Origin of the sequence: Bradyrhizobium sp. MOS003, assembly GCF_003020125.1 — a bacterium.
In the GTDB taxonomy this organism is placed as follows: Bacteria; Pseudomonadota; Alphaproteobacteria; order Rhizobiales; family Xanthobacteraceae; genus Bradyrhizobium.
Genome location: NZ_PYFW01000004.1, coordinates 666,727 through 688,629 on the forward strand (window position 1 = coordinate 666,727; position 21,903 = coordinate 688,629).

Sequence of the window (21,903 nt, forward strand, 5' to 3'; positions counted from 1 at the left end):
CTACTCTGCCGACGCCCGGGCGTGCCGCTCGGACGATGCCAGTGCGGCAGAGTTCAGTTTGCGCCGGCGCCAGATGCTGCCGACCACCAGCACGACGACGACGCCGAGCGCCGCGCAGAAATATTCGCCGCCGGCGCCGCCATGGCCGAACTGCGGCGGGATGCGCAAGGCACCGAGCATGCTGTCGAGCGAGGCGCCGAACGGACCTTCGAACAGCGTGTGCAGGTGGGGCGCGACGCCGGGATCGGTCGCGATCACCTCGCCGGCGATCCAGCCGAGCAGCGCCGCACCGGCCCAGACCAGCACGGGCAGCTTTTCGAGCAGCGCCATGATCAGCGCCGCACCGGCCACGATCAACGGCACGCTGATGGCAAGGCCGAGGATCAGCAGCGGCACGCTGCCATTGGCGGCCGCGGCGACCGCAATGACGTTGTCGAGCGACATGACGATGTCGGCCACCACGACGATCTGCACGGCCTGCCACAGATGCGAGGCAGCGTCGACGTCGTCGTCGTCGTCGTGTTCCGGCACCAGCAGCTTGGCCGCGATCACGATCAGCGCGAGACCGCCGATCAACTTGAGATACGGCAGCTCCATCAAGGTCGCGACGATGCCGGTGAAGATGATCCGCAGCAGCACCGCGGCACCGGCACCGAAGATCATGCCCCACAGGCGGTGTCGCGGCGACAGGCCGCGGCAGGCGAGCGCGATCACCAGCGCGTTGTCACCGGACAAGAGGATGTTGATCCAGATGATCTTGCCGACCGCAATCCAGAAGGTCGGTTCGGCCATCTCGTTGCGAAACTGGGTGAAGAATGCCCCGATCGTGGCGGGATCGAAGATCTGCCAGAGCCAGCTCACAATAGGTCCTTTCGCCCGGTCTTTAAATTACGGCTGATGGATCAGCCGACGATCTCGTTGCCCGAGAAGAACTGCGCGATCTCGATCGCGGCGGTCTCCGGCGCATCCGAGCCGTGCGCGGAATTCTCGCCGATCGACTTGGCGTAGAGCTTGCGGATGGTGCCGTCGGCGGCCTTGGACGGGTCGGTCGCGCCCATCGCGTCGCGATATTTGGCGACGGCGTTCTCGCCTTCGAGCACCTGGACGACGACGGGGCCCGAGGTCATGAACTCGACGAGCTCGCCGAAGAACGGCCGCGCCTTGTGGACGGCATAGAAGGTCTCGGCCTGTTCCTTGGTCATGCGGATGCGCTTCTGCGCGACGATGCGCAGGCCCGCCTTTTCGATCACGGCGTTGACGGCGCCGGTCAGGTTACGGGCGGTCGCGTCGGGCTTGATGATCGAGAAAGTGCGTTCGATGGCCATAATCTTGTCCTTGGGAAGAAAAGCGGTGGTTGTCGAGTTGCCGGGCTTATATCGGCGCCTTTGTCATCCGGCAAGCGACCGCCGGGGTGACGTCACAGGCGCTTCGCCGCAGGACCGGACGGTTCGGTTTCAACATGGATTACGACAATTTCACCCAGATGAACCCAATCTGAAGGCTCCGTCAGGATTCGGTTCAGCCTCACCGGCGTAGGGTTGGCCCCATCGAAACCGAAGCCCGATCACCGGGCGGACCGTTTCGGAGGCCTTTCCATCGGACGCGATAGCCCCGCGCCGGCAGTTTTTGAGGAGATCACCATGTTGAGGAAACTTTCGCTTGCCGCTGTCGCTGCGGTTGCGCTGGGTGCCGCGCTGGCGCCGACCTCGGCTTCAGCGCATTGGCACGGCGGCGGCCCGGGCTGGCATGGCGGTGGCGGCTGGCACGGCGGCTACCGTTGGGGCGGTCCGCGCTTCTATGCCCCCGTCTCCTACGGTTATGGCGGCTGCTACGCGCGCCGGCTGGTCCCGACCCCCTGGGGACCCCGCTGGCGGATGGTCAACCGCTGCTACTGAGCCCGATAGCACCTTCCTGAAGGACGATAGGTATCTGCGCCCCCACAGGTACCTTCCAAGAGAAGCCCCGGCGATCCCCCCGCCGGGGCTTCGCATTTTGGGCGGACATGCCGAGAATCATGCAATTTTGACGAGAATGCCGACATTGCCCAAAAGCGGCGAAACCATTTTGGGGGTCAATGACTTGGTACCGTGTCCTGACTATGAACACACGGAACCAACGCTATGGCCGGCGCTTTTGCCAATGACAGCGAACAGATCGACCGGCGCACCAGTCGCTCGATTCGCGATGCCGTGGGCGAACGGCTCCAGCAGCGGCTGCGTCCCGAAACCCAGCTCCCGACCCATCTCGAACAGCTCATGAACGAGCTGAGGCAGCGCGACCGCGACCAGCACTGAGCGGGTGCGAAAAACGGGTTGCGTTCGACGCGCCTTGCGGTGACAAGGCCGCATGCTTGGGATCACCGACCTCTCCATCCGCCTTGCCGGACGCCTTCTGATTGACCAGAGTTCCGTGCAGATCACGCCGGGATCGCGCGTGGGTCTGGTCGGACGCAACGGCACCGGCAAGTCGACGCTGTTCAAGGTGATCCGAGGCGAACTCGCGGCCGAGCACGGCTCGGTGAGCCTGCCGCCACGCTGGAGCGTCGGCAGCCTCGCCCAGGAAGCCCCGAACGGACCTGAAAGCCTAATCTCCGTCGTCCTCAAGGCCGACCTCGAACGCGACGCTCTGCTCACTGAAGCCGAAAGCGCGACTGACCCGCACCGCATCGCCGAGATCCAGACCCGGCTGGTCGACATCGACGCGCATTCGGCGCCGAGCCGTGCCGCTGCGATCCTGTCTGGCCTCGGCTTCTCCGCCACCGACCAGCTCCGTCCCTGCGCCGAATTTTCCGGCGGCTGGCGCATGCGCGTCGCGCTCGCGGCCACGTTGTTCGCCGCCCCAGACCTGTTGCTGCTCGACGAGCCCACCAACTATCTCGATCTCGAGGGCACGCTGTGGCTGGAGGATCATCTCGCGCATTATCCGCGCACGGTGATCGTGATCAGCCATGACCGCGATCTGCTCGAAAGCTCGGTCGACCAGATCCTCCATCTGGAGCGCGGCAAGCTCACGCTCTACAAAGGCACCTATTCCTCCTTCGAGGAGCAGCGCGCCATGCGCGAGATGCTCGATGCCAAGGCGGTCAAGCGCCAGGAGGCCGAGCGCGCCCGCCTGCAAGCCTTCGTCGACCGCTTCAAAGCCAAGGCCTCCAAAGCCCGCCAGGCGCAGTCTCGCGTCAAGATGCTGGAGCGGCTGAAGCCGATCACGGCGCTGGTCACCCAGGATGTGCGCGAGATCAGCTTCCCCGCACCGGAGAAACTTCTCTCGCCGCCGATCATCGCCGTCGACAACGCATCCGTCGGCTACGATCCGGCAGCGCCGGTGCTCAATCGGGTCACCTTGCGCATCGACAATGACGACCGCATCGCCCTGCTCGGCTCCAACGGCAACGGCAAGTCGACACTCGTCAAACTGCTCGCAGGCCGCCTCGCGCCGTTCTCCGGCAAGGTGACGCGCGCGGACAAGCTGTCGATCGCCTATTTCGCGCAGCATCAGCTCGACGAGCTGAACGAGGACGCCTCCACCTACGACCACGTCCGCAAGCTGATGGGTGGCGATGCGCCCGAGGCCAAGGTCCGCGCCCGCGCCGGCGCGATCGGCTTTTCCGGCAAGGCGGCCGACACCAAGGTGGCAAAACTGTCCGGTGGCGAGAAGGCGCGGCTGCTGCTGGGCCTTGCGACCTTCTTCGGCCCCAACATGATCATCCTGGACGAGCCGACCAACCATCTCGACATCGACAGCCGCGCTGCGCTTGCGGAGGCCATCAATGAATTCCCCGGCGCCGTCATCATGGTCTCGCACGACCGCTATCTGATCGAGGCCTGCGCCGACCAGCTCTGGATCGTCGCCGACCGCACCGTCACCAATTACGACGGCGACCTCGACGAGTACCGCCGCCTGGTGCTGTCCACGCGCAACGGCGAGCCCGCCCCGCGCGAGCGCAGCGTGCCCAGCGAAAAGCCGCAGCGCGCCAGGTTGGACAATCGCGGCTCGCTGAAGAAACGCATCACCGAAGCCGAAGCCGAGATCGCGCGCGTCACCGAAATCATCACCAAGATCGACACCGCCCTCGCCCTGCCCGACATTTTCACCCGCGATCCCAAGCAGGCCGCGCAGCTGTCGAAGGCCCGCGCCAATGCCGCCGACGCGCTGGCGCGCGCGGAAGAGCAGTGGCTGGAGGCAAGCACGCAGTTTGACGAGGCCGCTGGGTAGCGCCAGGCGCGCGCTATTCGATCACGCGATCGGCGCGGACAAGCAACAATGGCGGCACGTCGAGCTCAATAGTCTTGGCCGTCGTCAGATTGACGACCAGTTCATATCGTCGCGGCGCCTGGATCGGCAGGTCGCGCGGCGATCCGCCCTTCAGGATGCGGGCACGCGAAAACGGGCGCATTGGGCGACGATGTGGTCGCGATGTCCATTGGTGAACGGCTCGGGTATTACCAGTAGACTGGTATTTCGTTCGCCACCGAACGTAGCGATCAGCGCTTCGGTCTCACCATCGTTGTGGGTGCGGAGCTCGACGACCTGCACGCCTGGATGGCCGAGACTGTCGGCAAGCTTGAAGCCGACCGGATCAATCACCTGCGTGAACACGATGGGAATCGTCGTAGTCTGCTGCCGAAGCGCCAACGCCGCCGGCAGGCCCTGGGCATAGATCACTTCGGGGGCGGAGCGCGACTAGTTCCACGGCGGAGGCACGGGTGTTGGCGAGATCGGACAGCGCTCCGCCGAAGCGATAGTCGATGCGAACATTCTCGTTCTCGATCCAACCGGCCCCGTCATGGCTTCGCTGAATGGTTTGAGAAACGCCCGCGCCACCGGCACGTCGGCATTTGCGGCAAGCCCGACCAGCACGCCCACACGGCGAACCTGTTTAGACGTCTGTCCACGTACCACGGAGGGCGCGGTCACGGCCGCGGTTAGTCCTGCAATGAACTCGCGCCGTCTCATGCCCAGCCCCGACGATCCCATACTGGCAGTCTAGCTGCCAAGGTTCCGTCTTTGATAGAGGCACCTTATGCTTGGCGCAGAAAATTGGTGGGCCCAAGCCGACTCAACGCGGGGCGCGAGCCTGCCTCACGTCGCCTGCTTCTTCTTCGGCTTCGGCTTGGTCGCCTTCGGCACCGGTTGCGGATCGGGATTGCCTTCGATCGAGGACAGGCGGCCGGCGGTGAACGTGTAGATGCCGGCGCGCGGTCCCGTGGCCCAGGTCACGACGGCAACACGGCGGCCGGCGGCATCATTGGAAAGATTGACGTTCGACGGCGCGCCGATGCCGCGCACCACGTCGCATTCGGTGTGGCCGAGCGCGACGGTGCCACCATAGGAGACCGGCGCCGTCGTCGATGCATTGGCATCGGCAGGGCCCGGAGGTGGCGTCATGCCGGGACAGGCCCCGTCGGCGCTGACGAGATCCTCAGCTGCCACCGGCTTGTCGGGGGTCAGCGGCGGCGACTCGATCGAGATGTTCTTGATGAACAGCCGGCTGGGCGTGTTGAACCATTGTGCGTCCTTGGCGGACGCGAGCAGGTCGGTCCCGCCGGAGCAGCCCGCAACCAGAGGCCCGACGGCAGCCAACGCAATGATGAGCGACTTGGGAAGCTTTTGATGTCGCACGATAAACCAAATTCCCCGCGTGAAGGACCAGCCCTAAGCGATTGTCCCAACATCACTTTGCGGCACGAAGGTGACAAAAGCCAGCATCACCCGAAAAGTGCAAATTATCATTAATTGCGAACGACCGCTAATTCCGACGCTGCCACCGGCCCCGCTCGTCGGCCTGCCAATAGGTGACATCAAATCCCCGCGCCTTGCAATCCGTCCACGCGCTGCGGGCCAGCGCGAGGGCATCCGGATCGTCTCCGTTGAACAGCAGCACCATGCGCGCATAGCCCTGCGTGTCCTGCGGCAGGGCGGCGTTGTCGACCAGGAATCGGACATGGGCGCCGTTGGGATTGCCCTCCTCGATTGCCAGCACGATCGGCTGATCGGCAGCATCGTTCACGCGCCATGTCGCGTGCGGCAGGAAGGAATCGTCGCGATAGGTCCACAAATGTGCGTCGAGCGCGTCGGCGCGTTCCTCCGAGGTCGACTGCACCACGACACGCCAGCCGCGCTCGAGCGATTTCTCGAGAAGCGGCGGCAACACGTTCTCCACCGTCATGTTTTGCAGATGATAGAACAGGACTTCGGTCATCTCGGGTCATTAACGCTCGTAATGGTCGGCGACCAGCCGGTCGAGCAGGCGGACGCCATAGCCGCTTGCCCAGCTCTGGTTGATGTCGGTCTTCGGCGCGCCCATGGCGGTGCCGGCGATGTCGAGATGGGCCCAGGGCGTGCCGTCGACGAAGCGCTGCAGGAACTGCGCCGCGGTGATCGAGCCGCCGTGGCGGCCGCCGGTGTTCTTCATGTCGGCGAACTGGGAATCGATCAGCTTGTCGTATTCGGGACCGAGCGGCATGCGCCAGACCTTGTCGCCGGTCTCGATGCCGGCCGTCAGCAGGCGTTCGGCGAGTTCGTCATTGTTGGAGAACATGCCGGCATGCTCGGTGCCGAGCGCGACCACGATCGCGCCGGTCAGCGTTGCCAGATCCACCATGAATTTCGGCTTCACCTTCTTGGCGACGTACCAGAGCACGTCGGCCAGAACGAGGCGGCCTTCCGCGTCGGTGTTGATGATCTCGATGGTCTGGCCCGACATCGAGGTGACGATGTCGCCCGGCCGCTGCGCATTGCCGTCGGGCATGTTCTCGACGAGGCCGATGGCGCCGACCACGTTGGCCTTGGCCTTGCGCGCGGCAAGCGCATGCATGAGGCCGACGACGCAGGCCGCGCCCCCCATGTCGCCCTTCATGTCCTCCATGCTGCCGGCCGGCTTGATCGAAATGCCGCCGGTGTCGAAGCAGACGCCCTTGCCAACGAAGCTCACCGGCGCCTCGCCCTTCTTGCCGCCGTCCCAGCGCATGATCACGGTGCGGCTCGGCCGCGCCGAGCCCTGGCCGACGCCGAGCAGCGCGCCCATGCCGAGCTTCTGCATCGCCTTGACGTCGAGCACCTCGACCTTGACGCCGAGCTTGCGGAGCTGACTGGCGCGGCTCGCGAATTCCTCGGGGAAGAGCACGTTCGGCGGCTCGTTGACGAGATCGCGCGCGATGATCACGCCGTCGACGACGTGGCCGGCCGAGGCGAACGCCTTCTTCGCGGCGGCGGCATCGCCGACCGCAAGCGAGATCTCGGCGCGCGAGCCGCCCTCCTCGCCGTCCTTCTTCTTGGTCTTGTAGCGGTCGAACTTGTAGGCGCGCAGGCGCAGGCCCGAGGCGATCGCAACCGCCTGCTCGCTCGTCATGGCACCGCTGGGCAGTTCCGCCATGACGGTCACGGCGGCCGCCCCCGCGGCAAGCTTGCCCGCCGCCACCCCGCCGAATTTGAGGAAATCGCTCGCCTTCAGGCCGACCGCCTTGCCGGCGCCGATCACGAGCAGACGCGCGGCTTTCACCCCTTCCGGCGCCAGGATGTCGAGCGCAGCCCCGGTCTTGCCCTTGAAGGCGGCAGCGGCCGCCGCGCGCTTCACGAGTTCGACAGCACCGCCCAGCGCCTTGGCCGTCGCCGGACCGACCTTCAGACTGTCGTCGCAGAACACGACCAGGATGCCACGGGCGGCAGCGGACAATGGGACAAAGCCGACCTTGATGGCATCGGACATAGGTAACTCCTTCAAAAATCTTGGTCTTTTTGCTGTTCAGGGTCCCCGGCCAGCGCCAGACCTGAACGACGATTCACTGAGCCTTCCGCACTATGTGCCAGCGCCCCGGCAGATGCCAAGCACCCCCCGTGGCCGCAAGGTCACAACGAGGGAAATATTAACCGTAAAATGAGGGTGCCACGGGGCAGCCATTTTGTTGACGGATCAAAGGGATGGTAGTGAGAGAGTGAGCTGGCGGAAGAAGCGCTGGCCAACCTTGGGGATCCCCTGATCGGGGATTGGTTGGGCAGCGGAATTTCGGCCGACATTGGGGACTTGGTGGGATTCGTGCGGTAGCGCATGGGGTCGATCGACAGGTATATCTTCCGCACGACGCTGGCGTCGTTTGCGCTGATCCTGGTCAGCCTTACCGGCGTGATCTGGATTACGCAGGCGTTGCGCGGCATCGACCTGATGACGAGCCAGGGTCAGACCATCCTCACCTTCCTCGGCATCACCAGCCTCGTCGTGCCGGCGCTCGTCCTGATCATCTCGCCGATCGCGCTGATGATCGCGATCTCGCACACGCTGAACAAGCTCGCGACCGATTCCGAGATCATCGTGATGAATGCCGCCGGCCTGTCGCCGATCCGGCTGTTCCTTCCGTTCTTCTATGCCACCTGCGTGGTGGCGCTGCTGGTGGCCTTCATCGCGGCCTATCTCGCGCCCGACGGCATGCGGCGGATCAAGCAGTGGGATGCCGAGATCACCGCGGACGTGCTCACGAACATCCTGCAGCCCGGCCGCTTCGCCCAGCTCGACCAGAACCTCACGATCCGGATTCGCGAACGCCAGCCCGGCGGCATCCTTGCCGGCATCTTCATCGACGACCGCCGCGATCCCAACGAGCGCGTCTCGATCGTCGCCGAGCACGGCGAGGTCGTGAAGAACGAGACCGGCTCATTCCTGGTGCTGGAGACCGGCAATCTCCAGCGCTTCGAGGCGGGCAAGCGCGATCCCGCGCTGGTGGCCTTCGGCCGCTACGGCTTCGACATGTCGAAGTTCTCCAACCAGGGCCGCGACGTCACCCTCGGCATCCGCGAACGCTATCTCTGGGAGCTGCTCTCGCCGTCCGACAACGACCCCGTCTACAAGCAGATTCCCGGCCAGTTCCGCTCGGCCCTGCATGACAGCCTGCTCGCGCCGATCTATCCCTTCGCCTTCGCCGTGCTGACCTTCGCCTTCCTCGGTGCGCCCCGCACCACTCGCCAGAGCCGTAATTTCTCGATCGGCGGTTCGGTCGTCGCGGTGTTCGGCCTGCGCATGGCCGGCTTTGCCTGCTCGGTGATGGCGGTGAAGTCATCGAGCCCGGTGCTGGTCCAATACGCGATGGTCTTTGGCGCCATCGGCGTCGGGCTGTGGATGATCATCGGCGGCGTCGTGGTCGAGCCGCCCCCTGGCCTCATGGAAGCCATCAACAGGTCGAATGCGCGAATCGCGCGGCTGTTCGGGCGGCCGGCCACCGCATGAGCATGCTCACCAACACACTCGGACGCTATTTTGCCGGCCGCTTCGTGGTCGCGGCGCTCGGCGTGTTCTTGGGCATTTTCCTGCTGCTCGTGCTGGTCGACTACATCGAGATGGTGCGCAAGACCTCGGGGCTGGCGTCCGCCTCGGCGCTGATGGTGGCCGAGACCTCGCTGTTCCGGGTGCCGCAGTTGCTGGAGAAGCTGACGCCGTTCTGCATGCTGATCGGCGCCATGACCTGCTATCTCGCCCTCTCCCGCCGCCTCGAGCTCGTGGTTGCGCGCGCCGCCGGCATCTCCGCATGGCAGTTCATTTCTCCGGCGCTCGGCAGCGCGCTCCTGATCGGGGTGATCGCGACGATCGCCTACAATCCGATGTCGGCGAACTTGCGCGAGCTCTCCAAGCGCATGGAAGCCGAGCTGTTCGGCTCGGCGCCCGGGGGCGGCGTCCAGGACGCCTCCGGTTTCTGGCTCAATCAGCTGACCAGCGACGGCCAGACCATCATCAACGCCGCGCGCAGCGAGCAGCAGGGCGTCCGACTCACCGGCCTGACGCTGTTCCGCTTTGACACAGACAGCCATTTCAAGGAGCGAGTCGAGGCGCGCGAGGCGACATTGGAGGCAGGCCGTTGGCTGTTCAAATCCGTTCGCCGCTTCTCGCTGGACTCACCGCCGATCGACCAGGCCACACTGGAGATTCCGACGACGCTGACCGAGGCGCAGGTCCGCAACAGCTTTTCCACCCCAGAGACTGTGTCATTTTGGCAACTACCGAGCTACATCCGCTCCTCCGAAAGCTCGGGCTTCGCGACAGCTGGATACCGACTCCAGTATCAGAAGCTTCTGGCACAGCCGTTTTTGCTGGCCGCCATGGTGATGCTCGCGGCCTCGGTGTCGTTGCGCTTCTTCCGGATGGGCGGCGTGCAAAAGATGGTTTTGAGTGGCGTGGGCGCAGGCTTTCTGCTCTACGTTCTGTCGAAAGTGACTGAAGACTTGAGCAAGGCTGAGTTGATGCATCCGATCGCTGCGGCGTGGTTGCCCGCAGTGGTGGGCGGCCTCACCGGCTTTTTGGCCTTGTTGTACCAGGAGGACGGTTAGTGACTGCCGTCCGTCGAGGACCCGTGTCTGGTTTGACGCGCCGCATCGTGATGCGCGCGAACGGGTTCGGTTTGGCTCTTCGCAGGCTCGTGCTGGCCGGCGCCGCCGTCGCATCGCTCGGCGCGCTGATCGATGTTGCCGCCGTGGCCCCTGCCTCGGCCCAGAGCTTCACCTACAATCCGCTGCCGCCCCGCCCGAAGCCGCCGAAGGCCGCCAACGACAACCAGATGCTGGTTCAGGCGACCGAGGTCGACTACGACTACAACAATTCGCGCGTCTCCGCGGTCGGTAACGTCCAGCTGTTCTACAACGGCACCAGCGTCGAGGCCGACAAGGTCATCTACGACCAGAAGACCAAGCGGCTGCATGCCGAAGGCAACATCCGCATGACGGATGCCGACGGCAAGATCACCTATGCCGAGATACTGGATCTGTCCGACGATTACCGCGACGGTTTCGTCGATTCGCTGCGCGTGGATACCGCCGACCAGACCCGCATGGCCGCGAGCCGCTCCGACCGCTCCGACGGCAATTACACCGTGTTCGAGAACGGCGTCTACACGGCCTGCGCGCCGTGCAAGGACGATCCGAAGAAGCCGCCGCTTTGGCAGGTCAAGGGTGCGCGCATCATCCACGACCAGCAGGAGAAGATGCTGTATTTCGAAACAGCGTCGCTCGAATTCTTCGGCGTGCCGATCGCCTACATGCCCTATTTCTCGACGCCCGACCCGACCGTGAAGCGCAAGAGCGGCTTCCTGATGCCAGGCTATTTCCCGGGCACGACGAACACGGGATTCGGCGCCGAGGTTCCATATTATTGGGCGATCGCGCCCGACATGGACGCAACCTTCACCCCCCGCTTCATGTCGCGGCAGGGCGTGCTGTTTCAGGGTGAATTCCGCCAGCGCCTGATCGACGGCGCCTACCAGATTCGCGCCTATGGCATCGACCAGCTCGATCCCGGCGCGTTTTCCGGTCAACCCGGCGACAAGCAGTTCCGCGGCGCCGTCGACACCAAGGGTCAGTTCGCGCTGAACGACAAATGGGTCTGGGGTTGGGACGGCGTCCTGATGTCCGACTACTATTTCTTCTCGGACTACCGGCTCTACCAGTACCGCGACCCGCTCGGCTCGTTCCTGCTGCTGCCGACGGAAGCGCTGTCGCAGCTCTATCTGACCGGCGTCGGCAACCGCAGCTTCTTCGACGCGCGCACGATGTACTGGCTGAGCTATTCGGGTAACCAGAGCCAGGTGCCGATCGTCTATCCGGTGATCGACTATGCCAACGTGCTCAACTATCCGGTGTTCGGCGGCGAGTTCAGCTACAAGACCAATTTCGTGAACCTGTCGCGTGACCAGGCGGTGTTCGATCCGATCACGACGGTCGCCAACACCAGCAGCCTGTGCACGACGGCGTCGGCCGATCCGCTGGCCCGCACGCCGTCGCAGTGTCTGCTGCGCGGCTTCCCCGGCACCTACACCCGCCTCACGGCCGAAGCGCAGTGGCGCAAATCCTTCACCGATCCGCTCGGCCAGATCTGGACGCCGTTCGCCAGCCTGCGCGCCGACGCGATCAACTCCTCGGTCTCGAACCAGCCGGGCGTGTCGAACTATCTTCCCGTCGGCGACACCCAGGCGTTCCGCCTGATGCCGACCGTGGGTTTGGAATACCGCTATCCCTTCATCAACGTTCAACCCTGGGGTTCGACCACCATCGAGCCGATCGCACAGATCATCATCCGGCCGAACGAGACCAATGCCGGCAAGCTCCCGAACGAAGACGCCCAGAGCATGGTGTTCGACGCCTCGAACCTGTTCAGCGTCGACAAGTTCTCCGGCTACGACCGCGTTGAGGGCGGCGGCCGCGCCAATGTCGGCGTGCAGTCCACCACGCAGTTCGACAAGGGCGGCGCCGTCAAGGTGCTGTTCGGCCAGTCCTACCAGCTGTTCGGCATGAACTCCTTCGCGGTCCAGGACTCCATCAATACCGGCCTCGATTCCGGCCTGGACAAGCCGCGCTCCGATTACGTCGCAAGCGCCAGCTACTCGCCCAACAGCACCTATACGTTCAGCGTCCGCTCCCGCATGGACGAGCAGACCTGGAACGTGCAGCGCTTCGAGGCGGAAGGCCGCGCCAACTTCAATCGCTGGGCGGTTAGCGTGATGTACGGCAATTACGCGCCGCAGCCGGAACTCGGCTATCTGACCCGCCGCGAGGGCATCCTGACTTCGGGCTCGCTGAAGGTCGCGACCAACTGGGTGGTGTCGGGCTCGGCGCGGTGGGACCTCGAAGCGAACAAGATCAACCAGTATGTGCTCGGTGCCGGCTATGTCGACGATTGCTTCGTGCTGGCGGCGAACTACGTTACTTCGTATAGCTATTCGGCGGGCACCGCGCCGCCCGTGCTGAGCCATGCGTTCATGTTCCAGATCGGCCTGCGCACGCTGGCGACCTCGTCGACGACCAGCAGTTCCGCCGGCCTCCAGTGAACGGTTTGAAGTGCCGGCGCGTTGCCCCATCACAGGCTCGACGCGGCTGACATGCGAGCGACAATCATGACGACCCCATTGCCTATCTTCCGCCTCCTCCTCGCCATCGCTGCCGGACTGATCCTGACCGGACTGCCCTCGCCGTCGCGCGCACAGAACATCGTCGTGATGGTCAACGGCGACCCGATCACCGATTTCGACATCGAGCAGCGCTCCAAGCTCGACCAGCTGACGACGCAGAAGACCCCGTCCCGGCAGGAGGTCATCAACGAGCTGATCGACGACAAGGTGAAGATGAAGGAGGGCAAGAAGTACGGCGTCGACCCCGGTGTCTCCGACGTCAACCAGTCCTACGAGGGCATGGCGCAGCGCATGCGCATCACACCGGACCAGCTCACCAAGTCGCTCGAAACCAAAGGCGTCCGCCCCGAAACCCTGAAGGGCCGCATGAAGGCCGAGATGGTCTGGACCAGCCTGGTGCGCGGCCGCTTCAAGGAGAAGCTGCTCGTCGGCGAGCGCGACGTCGCGCAGGCCGTGCAGGCCCAGACCGGCGACAAGCTCCAGATCGAGGGCACCGAATACAAGATGCAGCCGATCGTGCTGATCGTGCCGCGCGGCTCGTCCGCGGGATTCCTGGAGACGCGCAAGAAGGAAGCCGAGAACTATCGTGCCCGCGTCGGAAGCTGCGAGGAAGCCAACTCGCTGTTCCGCTCGACGCCGAACGCCACCATCCGCGACAGCGTCACCAAGACCACCGCGGAGTTGCCGGAGGCGCTGCGCAAGGTGCTCGACGACACCCCGATCGGCCATTTGACCGCGCCCGAGATGACCAAGAACGGCATCGAGATGGTGGTGCTGTGCTCGCGCAAGCCGACCATGATCGACACGCCGAAGAAGCGCGAGGTCCGCGAGAAGATGTATCAGGAGAAGTACGAGAAGACCCAGAAGGCCTATCTCGACGAGCTCCGCAAGGCGGCGATGATCGAATATCGCAACCGCTGATGGCCAACCGCGCAGCCAAACCGCTTCCCCTTGCCCTGACCTTGGGAGAGCCCGCCGGCATCGGCCCCGACATCACGATCGCAGCCTGGCTCCGGCGCCGTGAACTGAACTTGCCGGCCTTCTATCTGCTCGGCGACGAGGCATTGATCGCGCGGCGCGCCCGAGCGATCGGTGCCGACATCAAGATTGCCGCCGCGACGCCCGGCGAAGCCGCTTCCGCCTTCGCTGATGCCCTTCCCGTGGTCGCCACCGGCGAGCCCGCGACCGCCGAGCCCGGCAAGCCCGACGCATCGAGCGCACCTGCCGCGCTCGCCTCGATCCGGCAGGCCGTCACCGATGTCCGCGAGGGCCGCGCCGGCGCCGTCGTCACCAATCCGATCGCCAAGAGCGTGCTCTATCGCGCCGGCTTCCGCCATCCCGGCCACACCGAATTCCTCGCCGAGCTCGCCGCGGAAGACGGCCGGGTGCCGCAGCCGGTGATGATGCTGTGGTCGCCGCGGCTCGCCGTAGTGCCCGTGACCATCCACGTCTCGATCCGCGATGCGCTGACAGAGCTCACCAGCGCGCTGATCGTCTCGACCGTGCGCATCGTCGCAGCCGAGCTGACATCGCGCTTCGGCATCGCGCAGCCGCGCATCGCGGTCTCCGGTCTCAATCCGCATGCCGGCGAGGATGGCTCGCTCGGTCACGAGGAGCAGACCATCATCGCTCCCGCGCTCAAGACATTGCGCAGCGAGGGCATCGAGACCAGGGGCCCGCTGCCCGCCGACACCATGTTCCACGAGGCCGCGCGCAGCACCTATGACTGCGCGATCTGCATGTATCACGACCAGGCGCTGATCCCGATCAAGACCGTCGCCTTCGACGACGCCGTCAACGTCACGCTCGGCCTGCCCTTCATCCGCACCTCGCCCGATCACGGCACCGCCTTCGATATCGCCGGCACCGGCAAGGCCAATCCGGCCAGCCTGATCGCGGCCTTGCGGCTGGCCAGCCGCATGGCGGCTTCGCAAAGCTGATGAGCGCGATCGACGACCTCCCGCCGCTACGCGAGGTCATTCGCCAGCACGCGCTGTCGGCGCGTAAATCGCTCGGCCAGAACTTTCTGCTCGACCTCAATCTCACTGCCCGCATCGCGCGCGCAGCAGCCCCGCTCGAAGACTCCACGATCGTCGAGATCGGCCCGGGCCCGGGCGGGCTGACCCGTGCGCTGCTCGCGCTCGGAGCGCGGCGCGTCATCGCCATCGAGCATGACGAGCGCGCGATCCCGGCCCTGCAGGATATTTCCGCGCGCTACCCTGGCAGGCTCGAAATCGTGCATGGCGATGCCATGACCTTCGATCCCCGCCCGCTGATCGATGGCGAACGCGCGAAGATCGTGGCCAACCTGCCCTACAACATCGCGACCCAGCTCCTGATCGGCTGGCTCACCACCGACCCCTGGCCGCCCTGGTACGACCTGATGGTGTTGATGTTCCAGCGCGAGGTCGGCGAGCGCATCGTCGCGCGCGAGGACGAGGAGGCCTATGGCCGGCTCGGCGTGCTCGCGAACTGGCGCTGCGAGACCAAGATCCTGTTCGACATTGCGCCGTCCGCCTTCGTGCCGCCGCCGAAAGTCACGTCTTCCGTCGTGCGCCTGGTGCCGCGCGCTGAGCCGCTTGCCTGCGATCGCAAGCTGCTCGAGCAGGTCGCAGCCTCCGCCTTCGGCCAGCGCCGCAAGATGCTGCGCCAAAGCCTGAAATCGCTCGGCGTCGATCCGGCGCGGCTGGCGCAAGCGGCCGGCGTCGATGCGACGCGGCGCGCCGAGACCATTCCCATTTCCGGCTTTGTTGCCATGGCCCGTGAATTGGCCAATATACGAACCGAAGAAGCATGATCCGGAAAAGTGTGAAGCGGTTTTCCGAAGCAGATCATGCTCGAGCAATCGGCTGAAGCGCCTGGCGCTTTAGCGATAATTTCGGAGGAAGAAATATGGCGCTGATGCGCAGGCAATCCCTGGTCAAGTTCGATGCGCCCTTGTGCGAGACCATCGTCGACACGCCGAAGCCGAAAGGCGCTGAGGTGCTGGTGCGCATCGAGCGCTGCGGCCTCTGCCATTCCGACCTGCACATCCAGGACGGCTACGCCGATCTCGGCGGCGGCAAGAAGCTCGACACCACGCGCGGCATGACGCTGCCTTTCACGCTCGGCCACGAGATCGCCGGCGTCGTCGACGAAGTCGGCCCGGACGTTCCGGCCGGCCTCGTCGGCACCAAGAAAGCCGTCTTCCCCTGGATCGGCTGCGGCCAGTGCCGCGACTGCGCCAATGGCGACGAGAATCTCTGCGTCAAGCAGCGCTTCCTCGGCGTCTCCATCGACGGCGGCTTCGCCACCCATGTGCTGGTGCCCGACGCGAAATATCTGCTCGACTACGATCCCCTGCCCGTCAACCAGGCCGCGACCCTGATGTGCTCCGGCGTCACCGCCTATGGCGCGCTCAAGCGCCTGGTCGATCGGCCCCGCCAGCGCAACCTCCTGCTGATCGGCCTCGGCGGGGTCGGCATGATGGGCCTGTCGTTTGCGCAGGCGATGTTCAAGCAGCCGATCACGGTCGCCGACCTCTCGCCGGCCGCGCGCGACACCGCGCTGAACAACGGCGCCGCGGTCGCCTACGACCCGTCCGAGCCCGACGTGATCAAGCGCATCCTGAAGGAGACCGAAGGCGGCTTCGACGAGATCGTCGATTTCGCCGGCAACGAGAAGTCGATGGCGTTTGCGGTCGCGGTGGCCGCGCGCGGCGGCAAGATCGTGGTCTCCGGCCTGATGGGCGGCCAGTTCACGCTGCCGATGGTGCAATGGGTCTACAAGCGCATGACCATCGAAGGCTTCATGGTCGGCACGCTCGCCGAGGCCCAGGAGCTGATGGCGCTGGCACGCGCCGGCAAGATCAAGCCGACGCCGATGCGCGAAGAGCCGATGGGCGACGTCCAGAAATGGATCGACGAGCTTCGTGCTGGCAAGGTCGTCGGCCGAATCGTGCTGAAGAACTGACGATCGCTTCGCGCGGGCCCGACGCAAGTTGGGCCCGCGTGACGGAACGCCTGCGGCCTCGCCGCGTTGGCTGCGCATGACCATTCGCTGCACCGTCGAAAGCGCATTCTTCATCGCCTGGAGCTGCCTGGAGCAGAGCGGCGAGCTCGGCCCGCCCGACGAGAGCGCCAACGTCCTTCTCGACGCCATCGAAGCCCAGCTCAAGACCGGCGAACGCCGCCAGCTGATGCTCGCCAACAAGGCGATCGACGCCTATCGCGCGCACGCGGCGCTGCACCGAGCCTCGTGGAATCGCGAAGCACGCGCCGGCTGATCCATCATCGCCGCCCTCCGGCCCAACTAACGGAATTCCGCAAGGCCCGCGCGAAGGCCCGCATGCCAACTTCTCGACCGTTGACGCGCGCTTGTGTGCACTTTGGAACCGTCGGTTCCGCCACGGAAACGTAGGGTTCTGGCCGGCGCCGATTCCCGGCCAGCCAAGAGAAGAAACTGTGACCGGTCGGCCCCCGAACGATCTGCTCCGGCAGCTCACCCCTCAGGATTTCGAACTGCTCGCGCCTCACCTCCAGCCGGTCGAATTCGCAGCAAGCCACGTCCTGCATCACGCCGGCGACGAGGTTGCGGCGGTGCATTTTCCCTGCGGTCCCGCGCTGGTCTCGTTCGCGGTGCCCGTCGAGGACGACCGCGAGGTCGAAAGCCTGCTGGTGGGCCGGGAGGGTGCGGTGGGTCTTGCCGCAGGCCGCAGCCCCTCGCTCGCTTATTCGCGCATCGTCGTGAAGCTGGGCGGCACCCTGGTCCGGCTGCCGCTGCGCGCGCTCGAGCAGGCGCAGCACAGGTCGGCGACGCTCCAGGAGGTCTTCTCGCGCTATGCCGACTGCCAATTCGCCCAGCTGCTGCAGACGGCGGCCTGCAACGCCGCGCATTCGATCGAGCAGCGCGCCGCCAAATGGATCATCTCCGCCAAAGCGAGCATCGGCGGGGCCGAAATCCCCCTCACCCACGAGCAGCTCGCCGGCATGCTCGGCGTCTCCCGAAGCTATGCCAGCCGCGTCATCCAGATGTTCAAGGCAAGACGCATCCTCGCGACCCGCCGCGGCGCCATCCTGATCCTCGACGGCACCGCGCTCGAAGCCAGAGCCTGCTGCTGCAACGATTGGGTGAGGAAGCATTTCGACGAGGTGATGGGCGGAGCGGCAGCCGGCGGCTAGCGCCAATGACCTCAGGCCTGGGGCGGCGACTGGCGCTTCAGGTGAAGATAGGCCGGGTTGAAATCGCCGAGCCGCTGCAACTCACGCCATTTCAGCACGATCAACTCGCCATCCCGCAGATCCATCGCGCCGCCCCGCCGGAGCTCGGCGAGCGTCCGGTTCACGGTCGCGATCGCCATGCCCAGCGTCTCGCCGAGTTGAACCAGGCTGATCGGCATGCGGAAGCGATTGCCGCGGACGAGCTGCGCGGCGCGGGCGCGGTAGAACAGCTCGCAGAACAGATGCGCCATGCGCGCCTGCATCGGCCGGGCGCTGTTGTTGGTGATGGCCTCGCGAAAGATCGCAGCATCGCGCAGCGTCTCGCGCCAGACGGAGTGCGCGAATGTGGGGCGGCGCCGGAAAGCCCTGAACAATTCGCGATGCGGGATGAAGGCCGCCGTCGCCGGTCCCAGCGCGCTCAATCCGTGATCCATCTGGTCGATGAACAGTGCCTGGGAGTCCGGCAGGTCGCCGGTCAGGTGGAAGGACAGGTATTGCCGCCTCCCGGTGCCGAGCAGATGGTAGCGCGCGACCATGCCTGAAACGACCAGCGCCGAGTGTTCCGGCTCATCGCCCTGACGGATGAAATCCTCATTCGGCTCGAAATCGCGCTGCACGAAGGTGAGCGCGCGGATCTCGGCAATATCCTCCGCGTCAAGCGCGGTGTGCTCGGAAAGGTTCCGGATCAGCACGTCGTGAGCTTTGTCCATGGGATCACCAAAAATCGCGCCGGATCTATCAAATGATACGCCGACCTCGGGTTCAGCGGACTAGAACGCGAAACGGAGGCACAGGTTGCTTACGGCCTGCCCGGGTCGGCTCCAACCCGTCATCCTCGACTGCGAACCGAGTCCCGGTATGAGCCCTGCAACGATTTTGGACCGCATCCGCGATCTGTTCGCGTCGAATCCGAGCGCGCACCTCGACTGCATCAGCGATGCCTTCGAGAAGGGCACGCTGAAGGAGCCGGCTCGGCCGATGTCCGATCAGGAACTCGCCCGCGCCATCCGCGAGTTCCGCTCTGCGCCGCTCTCCGACGGGAGCCTTGCAAGGCTCTCGCGGCGCTTCGTCGAAGCATCAACGCCGGAAGACGGCTGAAGCACACCGCGAGCCCGATGCCGCATCCGAAGTTCATAGCGCGTCTCCAGGCCGTCGAAGGCCTGTCCGAGGACGAACGCCGGCAGATCGCGGGCCTGCCCTCCACGCTGCGTCAAATCGCGGACGGCGAGATCGTGCTGCGCCAGGGTGAGGCCGCCTCGCGCAGCGTCTTCGTCGTCAGCGGCTTCCTCTACGAGGCCCGCATCGTTGGCGACCGCAGCCAGATCCTGGCGTTCCACGTTCCCGGCGACATGCCCTGCCTGCACACGCTGCTGGTCTCGCCGACGGATGCGGACCTCGTCGGCCTCGGCCCGACCATCGTCGGCTACGTCGGACACAGCCAGCTCCGCCAGCTGCTCGAGGGCTCGATCCATCTGACCCGCGCGTTCTGGCGCCAGACGCTGATCGACGCGGCGATTTCGCGGCAATGGATCGCCCGCCTCGGCGCGCAGACGGCCCTGCCCAAGGTCGCGCATCTGATCTGCGAGCTCGCAGCGCGGCTGGAGATCGTCGGCCTTCTCAAGGACGCCTGCTTCCAGATGCCGATGACGCAGCGCCATGTCGCTGATGCCTGCGGCCTGTCGATCGTGCACGTCAACCGCACCATCCAGGAACTGCGGCATCGCCGATTGATCGCATGGGAGGGCAGCGAGATCGAGCTGCTGCAGCCTGACGAGTTGCGCAGGCTCGCCGATTTCAATTCCGACTATCTGAGTTGAGCGCGATGGATGAGCGCGGAGCGCTACCCGTCCCGTCACGATCGCAGCCGCGCCGTCCGCCATGATGCACGCAGCGGACGATCTCTCGATCGATGTCTTGCACCGTCCATGCTACGGCGTGAGGAAGTCCAGCCCGTCCCGCGACGGAAGCATTGCCGCGAAACGTCGAAGCGCCACATCGAGGGAAAGGGAACGCGGATCTCAACGGCGGCTGAGGCCCGCCCACGGATCTCTATCTTACCGCGAACGGCGCCTGATAAGGCCGGCCGAACGGCACGCCGTTGATGACGGTCTGGATCGGCTTGAGCTGGGCCTTGCCGTCCCTCTTGTTGTTGCGGGTGTCGACGAAGCTGACCGGCCCTTCCACCAGCTCCATGATGGCGACGTCGCCGGGCGCACCGACTTGCAGCGTGCCGATATTCGGCGCGCGGTTGATGATCCTCGCCGGCGCCGTGGTGGCCATTGCAACCACCTGTTCCAGGGTGAAGCCCAGCGTCATGAACTTGCTCATCACATTGGGCAGGAACGGAATGCCCGGCGAATTGCCGGAGAAGACGTGGATGTCGGAGGAGATGGTGTCCGGCGTGCATCCGCCGGGGATCGCGACTTCCGCCACGGTGAAATCGAAGCTGCCGCCGCCATGACCGACGTCGAAGATGACGCCACGCTGCTTGGCCGCCAGGGCTGCAGGCAGCAGCTTGCCCTCCTGCACGATGTTGGTGAAGACGTTGGACATGTTCGGTGCGCCCGAATAGGCGTGCGTCAGCACGTCGCCGGGACGCAGCAAATCAAGGATCTGCGACATCAGCTCCTTGGACTCGACGCCGCCGATATGCACCATCATCTTCGCCGGCCAACCGCACATCTCGCAAGCCTGGATGCCGCGCTTCAGCGGCTCGAGCCCGTGCTTGTAGATCACGTTCTCCGACATCCGCACTTTGACCCCAAGCAGGAAATCGGCGTTCTCGGCGAGCGCCATCGCGCAGGCTTCGGTCTGTGCGACGTCGATGTTGTACAGTTCGGCGGCCGGGAACGCCGACAGGCCGTTATTGGCGATATGGACGAAGGCATACATTCGCGCCCGCGTCTGGGCCACGATGAAGCGGCGCAACGCCGCCAGATTGTTGACCCCGGCGTCGCCCGCGGAGACGACGGTCGTCGTGCCTTGGAATTGCACCAGCTCGTCGGCGGGAATACCGATCGCCGAGCCGTAGGGATAGACGTGAGAATGCAGATCGATCAGACCGGGCATCACGAGCTTGCCCGACGCGTCGATGCTCTTCAGCGCGCGCTCGGCGGGGATCGCCTCCTGCACCGTTTCGATCACGCCCCAGCGGATGCCGATATCCCGTTTGGCGCGCAGCGACTGGCTGGGGTCGAGCACCTCGCCGCCCCGGATCACCAGATCGTACTTGTCGTTCGGCCCCATTGCGGCTCGCGCGGGCGCGGCGAGGCCGACAAATGCGGCGGACGTCGAAAGTGCCAGGAAATCGCGGCGTGACAACACGGACATGATGGTCCCCCCTTGTGGTTTTTGTTCTTGGCTAAGCCCCCGCTTCGACGCGCAGATGCGCCTCTGCCGCCAACGTCCGAGAGCGGAATGAACGGGATTGGAATTGCAGCATCTTCGCGCGGACGTTTCAATCCTATGACTGCACGCCGGCCCTGAGGAGCTGCGAAATTTTCTGAAATCGCATGAACTTTCCTGGAGGAGCGCCGACTAAGCGCACACGTCCGTTTGCGACATTCGCGCCGATGGAGCGCGTTTCCGCTATGCAGCATAGCAAACGTAAATGACGGCGGCTTGGGAGAGGCGTCGGGCAAAACACCGGTCAAGCCCTCGCGTCAAAAATATTCCACTTTCCCGAATTTCGGATTTGTGACATAGACACGCCATCCCGGCCCTACCAAAGGGGCGCTTCGCGATCGTCACGAGATGCGGGCCGGGGTGCGGTGGACGCGGCAGCGCCGGCGCGATTGCGTGGGGACAGGGCGGGCAACCGTGAGTCC

23 protein-coding genes are annotated in these 21,903 nt (G+C 65.1%); 14 read left to right on the forward strand and 9 right to left on the reverse strand.

Features of this window, described 5'->3' with window-relative positions:
• A complete protein-coding gene (locus tag C7G42_RS22055) occupies positions 1 to 861 on the reverse strand; it encodes a TerC family protein (protein ID WP_106951026.1) in 861 nt (286 codons plus the stop codon).
• Positions 862 to 902: 41 nt separating this feature from the next.
• Positions 903 to 1,325: a nucleoside-diphosphate kinase gene (gene ndk / locus C7G42_RS22060; protein WP_094896700.1), complete on the reverse strand. Its 423-nt coding sequence runs from the start codon at positions 1,323 to 1,325 to the stop codon at positions 903 to 905.
• 315 nt (positions 1,326 to 1,640) lie between these two features.
• Here ndk and C7G42_RS22065 point away from each other — a divergent pair, with 315 nt between their 5' ends.
• The 3 genes from C7G42_RS22065 (at position 1,641) to C7G42_RS22070 (ending at position 4,212) form a co-directional block, all read left to right on the forward strand.
• Entirely contained in the window at positions 1,641 to 1,895 is a 255-nt protein-coding gene (locus C7G42_RS22065; protein ID WP_106951027.1) for a sulfur globule protein precursor, read from the forward strand.
• A gap of 225 nt (positions 1,896 to 2,120) precedes the next feature.
• Complete coding sequence (locus C7G42_RS35410; protein WP_199581056.1) at positions 2,121 to 2,294, forward strand: hypothetical protein; 174 nt, start codon at positions 2,121 to 2,123, stop codon at positions 2,292 to 2,294.
• Between the two features lie 52 nt (positions 2,295 to 2,346).
• Positions 2,347 to 4,212 carry an ABC-F family ATP-binding cassette domain-containing protein gene (locus C7G42_RS22070; protein ID WP_106951028.1) on the forward strand — a complete coding sequence of 622 codons (1,866 nt, stop codon included), beginning with the start codon at positions 2,347 to 2,349 and terminating at the stop codon, positions 4,210 to 4,212.
• 13 nt (positions 4,213 to 4,225) lie between these two features.
• Here the strand turns inward: C7G42_RS22070 and C7G42_RS35070 are convergent, their stop codons facing one another.
• From C7G42_RS35070 to C7G42_RS22090, 5 genes are all read right to left on the reverse strand, one after another.
• Complete coding sequence (locus tag C7G42_RS35070; RefSeq protein ID WP_158537624.1) at positions 4,226 to 4,393, reverse strand: hypothetical protein; 168 nt, start codon at positions 4,391 to 4,393, stop codon at positions 4,226 to 4,228.
• On the reverse strand, positions 4,363 to 4,662 hold the full coding sequence (locus C7G42_RS22075) for an ABC transporter substrate binding protein (protein ID WP_106951029.1): 300 nt from the start codon (positions 4,660 to 4,662) through the stop codon (positions 4,363 to 4,365). The genes C7G42_RS35070 and C7G42_RS22075 overlap by 31 nt, the downstream gene beginning before the upstream one ends.
• A 417-nt stretch (positions 4,663 to 5,079) precedes the next feature.
• A complete protein-coding gene (locus tag C7G42_RS22080) occupies positions 5,080 to 5,580 on the reverse strand; it encodes a hypothetical protein (protein WP_199581064.1) in 501 nt (166 codons plus the stop codon).
• Between the two features lie 166 nt (positions 5,581 to 5,746).
• A complete protein-coding gene (locus C7G42_RS22085) occupies positions 5,747 to 6,199 on the reverse strand; it encodes a DNA polymerase III subunit chi (protein ID WP_106951031.1) in 453 nt (150 codons plus the stop codon).
• 9 nt (positions 6,200 to 6,208) lie between these two features.
• Entirely contained in the window at positions 6,209 to 7,705 is a 1,497-nt protein-coding gene (locus C7G42_RS22090; RefSeq protein WP_106951032.1) for a leucyl aminopeptidase, read from the reverse strand.
• A gap of 339 nt (positions 7,706 to 8,044) precedes the next feature.
• Here C7G42_RS22090 and lptF point away from each other — a divergent pair, with 339 nt between their 5' ends.
• The 9 genes from lptF to C7G42_RS22135 all read left to right on the forward strand — a co-directional run bounded on the left by lptF (position 8,045) and on the right by C7G42_RS22135 (position 18,037).
• The gene (lptF, locus tag C7G42_RS22095) at positions 8,045 to 9,214 is read left to right on the forward strand and encodes an LPS export ABC transporter permease LptF (protein ID WP_106951033.1); all 1,170 of its coding nucleotides are present in this window, start codon (positions 8,045 to 8,047) and stop codon (positions 9,212 to 9,214) included.
• Positions 9,211 to 10,308, forward strand: a complete 1,098-nt coding sequence (lptG, locus tag C7G42_RS22100) for an LPS export ABC transporter permease LptG (protein ID WP_094896693.1) — start codon at positions 9,211 to 9,213, stop codon at positions 10,306 to 10,308. Before lptF ends, lptG begins: the two co-directional genes overlap by 4 nt.
• Positions 10,308 to 12,797 (forward strand): LPS-assembly protein LptD, encoded by a 2,490-nt coding sequence (locus C7G42_RS22105; RefSeq protein ID WP_199581057.1) that lies wholly within the window; start codon positions 10,308 to 10,310, stop codon positions 12,795 to 12,797. Before lptG ends, C7G42_RS22105 begins: the two co-directional genes overlap by 1 nt.
• Before the next feature lie 66 nt (positions 12,798 to 12,863).
• Positions 12,864 to 13,799, forward strand: a complete 936-nt coding sequence (locus tag C7G42_RS22110; protein WP_199581058.1) for a peptidylprolyl isomerase — start codon at positions 12,864 to 12,866, stop codon at positions 13,797 to 13,799.
• A complete protein-coding gene (gene pdxA / locus C7G42_RS22115; RefSeq protein WP_106951036.1) occupies positions 13,799 to 14,818 on the forward strand; it encodes a 4-hydroxythreonine-4-phosphate dehydrogenase PdxA in 1,020 nt (339 codons plus the stop codon). The genes C7G42_RS22110 and pdxA overlap by 1 nt, the downstream gene beginning before the upstream one ends.
• Entirely contained in the window at positions 14,818 to 15,675 is an 858-nt protein-coding gene (rsmA, locus tag C7G42_RS22120) for a 16S rRNA (adenine(1518)-N(6)/adenine(1519)-N(6))-dimethyltransferase RsmA (RefSeq protein WP_106951037.1), read from the forward strand. Before pdxA ends, rsmA begins: the two co-directional genes overlap by 1 nt.
• A gap of 95 nt (positions 15,676 to 15,770) precedes the next feature.
• Complete coding sequence (locus C7G42_RS22125) at positions 15,771 to 16,829, forward strand: alcohol dehydrogenase (RefSeq protein ID WP_094896688.1); 1,059 nt, start codon at positions 15,771 to 15,773, stop codon at positions 16,827 to 16,829.
• 76 nt (positions 16,830 to 16,905) lie between these two features.
• Positions 16,906 to 17,142 (forward strand): hypothetical protein, encoded by a 237-nt coding sequence (locus C7G42_RS22130; RefSeq protein ID WP_106951038.1) that lies wholly within the window; start codon positions 16,906 to 16,908, stop codon positions 17,140 to 17,142.
• Between the two features lie 178 nt (positions 17,143 to 17,320).
• Positions 17,321 to 18,037, forward strand: a complete 717-nt coding sequence (locus C7G42_RS22135) for a Crp/Fnr family transcriptional regulator (RefSeq protein WP_106951039.1) — start codon at positions 17,321 to 17,323, stop codon at positions 18,035 to 18,037.
• Positions 18,038 to 18,048: 11 nt separating this feature from the next.
• Here C7G42_RS22135 and C7G42_RS22140 read toward each other — a convergent pair whose 3' ends face one another.
• The gene (locus C7G42_RS22140) at positions 18,049 to 18,786 is read right to left on the reverse strand and encodes a Crp/Fnr family transcriptional regulator (RefSeq protein WP_106951040.1); all 738 of its coding nucleotides are present in this window, start codon (positions 18,784 to 18,786) and stop codon (positions 18,049 to 18,051) included.
• A gap of 148 nt (positions 18,787 to 18,934) precedes the next feature.
• Here C7G42_RS22140 and C7G42_RS22145 point away from each other — a divergent pair, with 148 nt between their 5' ends.
• Positions 18,935 to 19,174, forward strand: a complete 240-nt coding sequence (locus C7G42_RS22145) for a hypothetical protein (RefSeq protein WP_106951041.1) — start codon at positions 18,935 to 18,937, stop codon at positions 19,172 to 19,174.
• A gap of 17 nt (positions 19,175 to 19,191) precedes the next feature.
• Positions 19,192 to 19,893, forward strand: coding sequence for a Crp/Fnr family transcriptional regulator (locus tag C7G42_RS22150; protein WP_106951042.1), 702 nt, complete (start codon positions 19,192 to 19,194; stop codon positions 19,891 to 19,893).
• Between the two features lie 232 nt (positions 19,894 to 20,125).
• Here C7G42_RS22150 and C7G42_RS22155 read toward each other — a convergent pair whose 3' ends face one another.
• A complete protein-coding gene (locus tag C7G42_RS22155) occupies positions 20,126 to 21,406 on the reverse strand; it encodes an amidohydrolase family protein (RefSeq protein WP_106951043.1) in 1,281 nt (426 codons plus the stop codon).
• Between the last annotated feature and the right edge of the window lie 497 nt (positions 21,407 to 21,903).

Excerpts from the sequence above, each read along its gene's own strand:
- C7G42_RS22110 (WP_199581058.1), top strand. The coding sequence starts at position 12,864 with ATGACGACCCCATTGCCTATCTTCCGCCTCCTCCTCGCCATCGCTGCC.
- C7G42_RS22085 (WP_106951031.1), bottom strand. The coding sequence starts at position 6,199 with ATGACCGAAGTCCTGTTCTATCATCTGCAAAACATGACGGTGGAGAAC.
- C7G42_RS22150 (WP_106951042.1), top strand. The coding sequence starts at position 19,192 with ATGCCGCATCCGAAGTTCATAGCGCGTCTCCAGGCCGTCGAAGGCCTG.
- C7G42_RS22155 (WP_106951043.1), bottom strand. The coding sequence starts at position 21,406 with ATGTCCGTGTTGTCACGCCGCGATTTCCTGGCACTTTCGACGTCCGCC.
- lptF (WP_106951033.1), top strand. The coding sequence starts at position 8,045 with ATGGGGTCGATCGACAGGTATATCTTCCGCACGACGCTGGCGTCGTTT.
- C7G42_RS22065 (WP_106951027.1), top strand. The coding sequence starts at position 1,641 with ATGTTGAGGAAACTTTCGCTTGCCGCTGTCGCTGCGGTTGCGCTGGGT.
- pdxA (WP_106951036.1), top strand. The coding sequence starts at position 13,799 with ATGGCCAACCGCGCAGCCAAACCGCTTCCCCTTGCCCTGACCTTGGGA.
- C7G42_RS35070 (WP_158537624.1), bottom strand. The coding sequence starts at position 4,393 with ATGCGCCCGTTTTCGCGTGCCCGCATCCTGAAGGGCGGATCGCCGCGC.
- C7G42_RS22140 (WP_106951040.1), bottom strand. The coding sequence starts at position 18,786 with ATGGACAAAGCTCACGACGTGCTGATCCGGAACCTTTCCGAGCACACC.
- ndk (WP_094896700.1), bottom strand. The coding sequence starts at position 1,325 with ATGGCCATCGAACGCACTTTCTCGATCATCAAGCCCGACGCGACCGCC.
- C7G42_RS22145 (WP_106951041.1), top strand. The coding sequence starts at position 18,935 with ATGAGCCCTGCAACGATTTTGGACCGCATCCGCGATCTGTTCGCGTCG.
- lptG (WP_094896693.1), top strand. The coding sequence starts at position 9,211 with ATGAGCATGCTCACCAACACACTCGGACGCTATTTTGCCGGCCGCTTC.
- C7G42_RS22070 (WP_106951028.1), top strand. The coding sequence starts at position 2,347 with ATGCTTGGGATCACCGACCTCTCCATCCGCCTTGCCGGACGCCTTCTG.
- C7G42_RS35410 (WP_199581056.1), top strand. The coding sequence starts at position 2,121 with ATGGCCGGCGCTTTTGCCAATGACAGCGAACAGATCGACCGGCGCACC.
- rsmA (WP_106951037.1), top strand. The coding sequence starts at position 14,818 with ATGAGCGCGATCGACGACCTCCCGCCGCTACGCGAGGTCATTCGCCAG.
- C7G42_RS22125 (WP_094896688.1), top strand. The coding sequence starts at position 15,771 with ATGGCGCTGATGCGCAGGCAATCCCTGGTCAAGTTCGATGCGCCCTTG.
- C7G42_RS22130 (WP_106951038.1), top strand. The coding sequence starts at position 16,906 with ATGACCATTCGCTGCACCGTCGAAAGCGCATTCTTCATCGCCTGGAGC.
- C7G42_RS22090 (WP_106951032.1), bottom strand. The coding sequence starts at position 7,705 with ATGTCCGATGCCATCAAGGTCGGCTTTGTCCCATTGTCCGCTGCCGCC.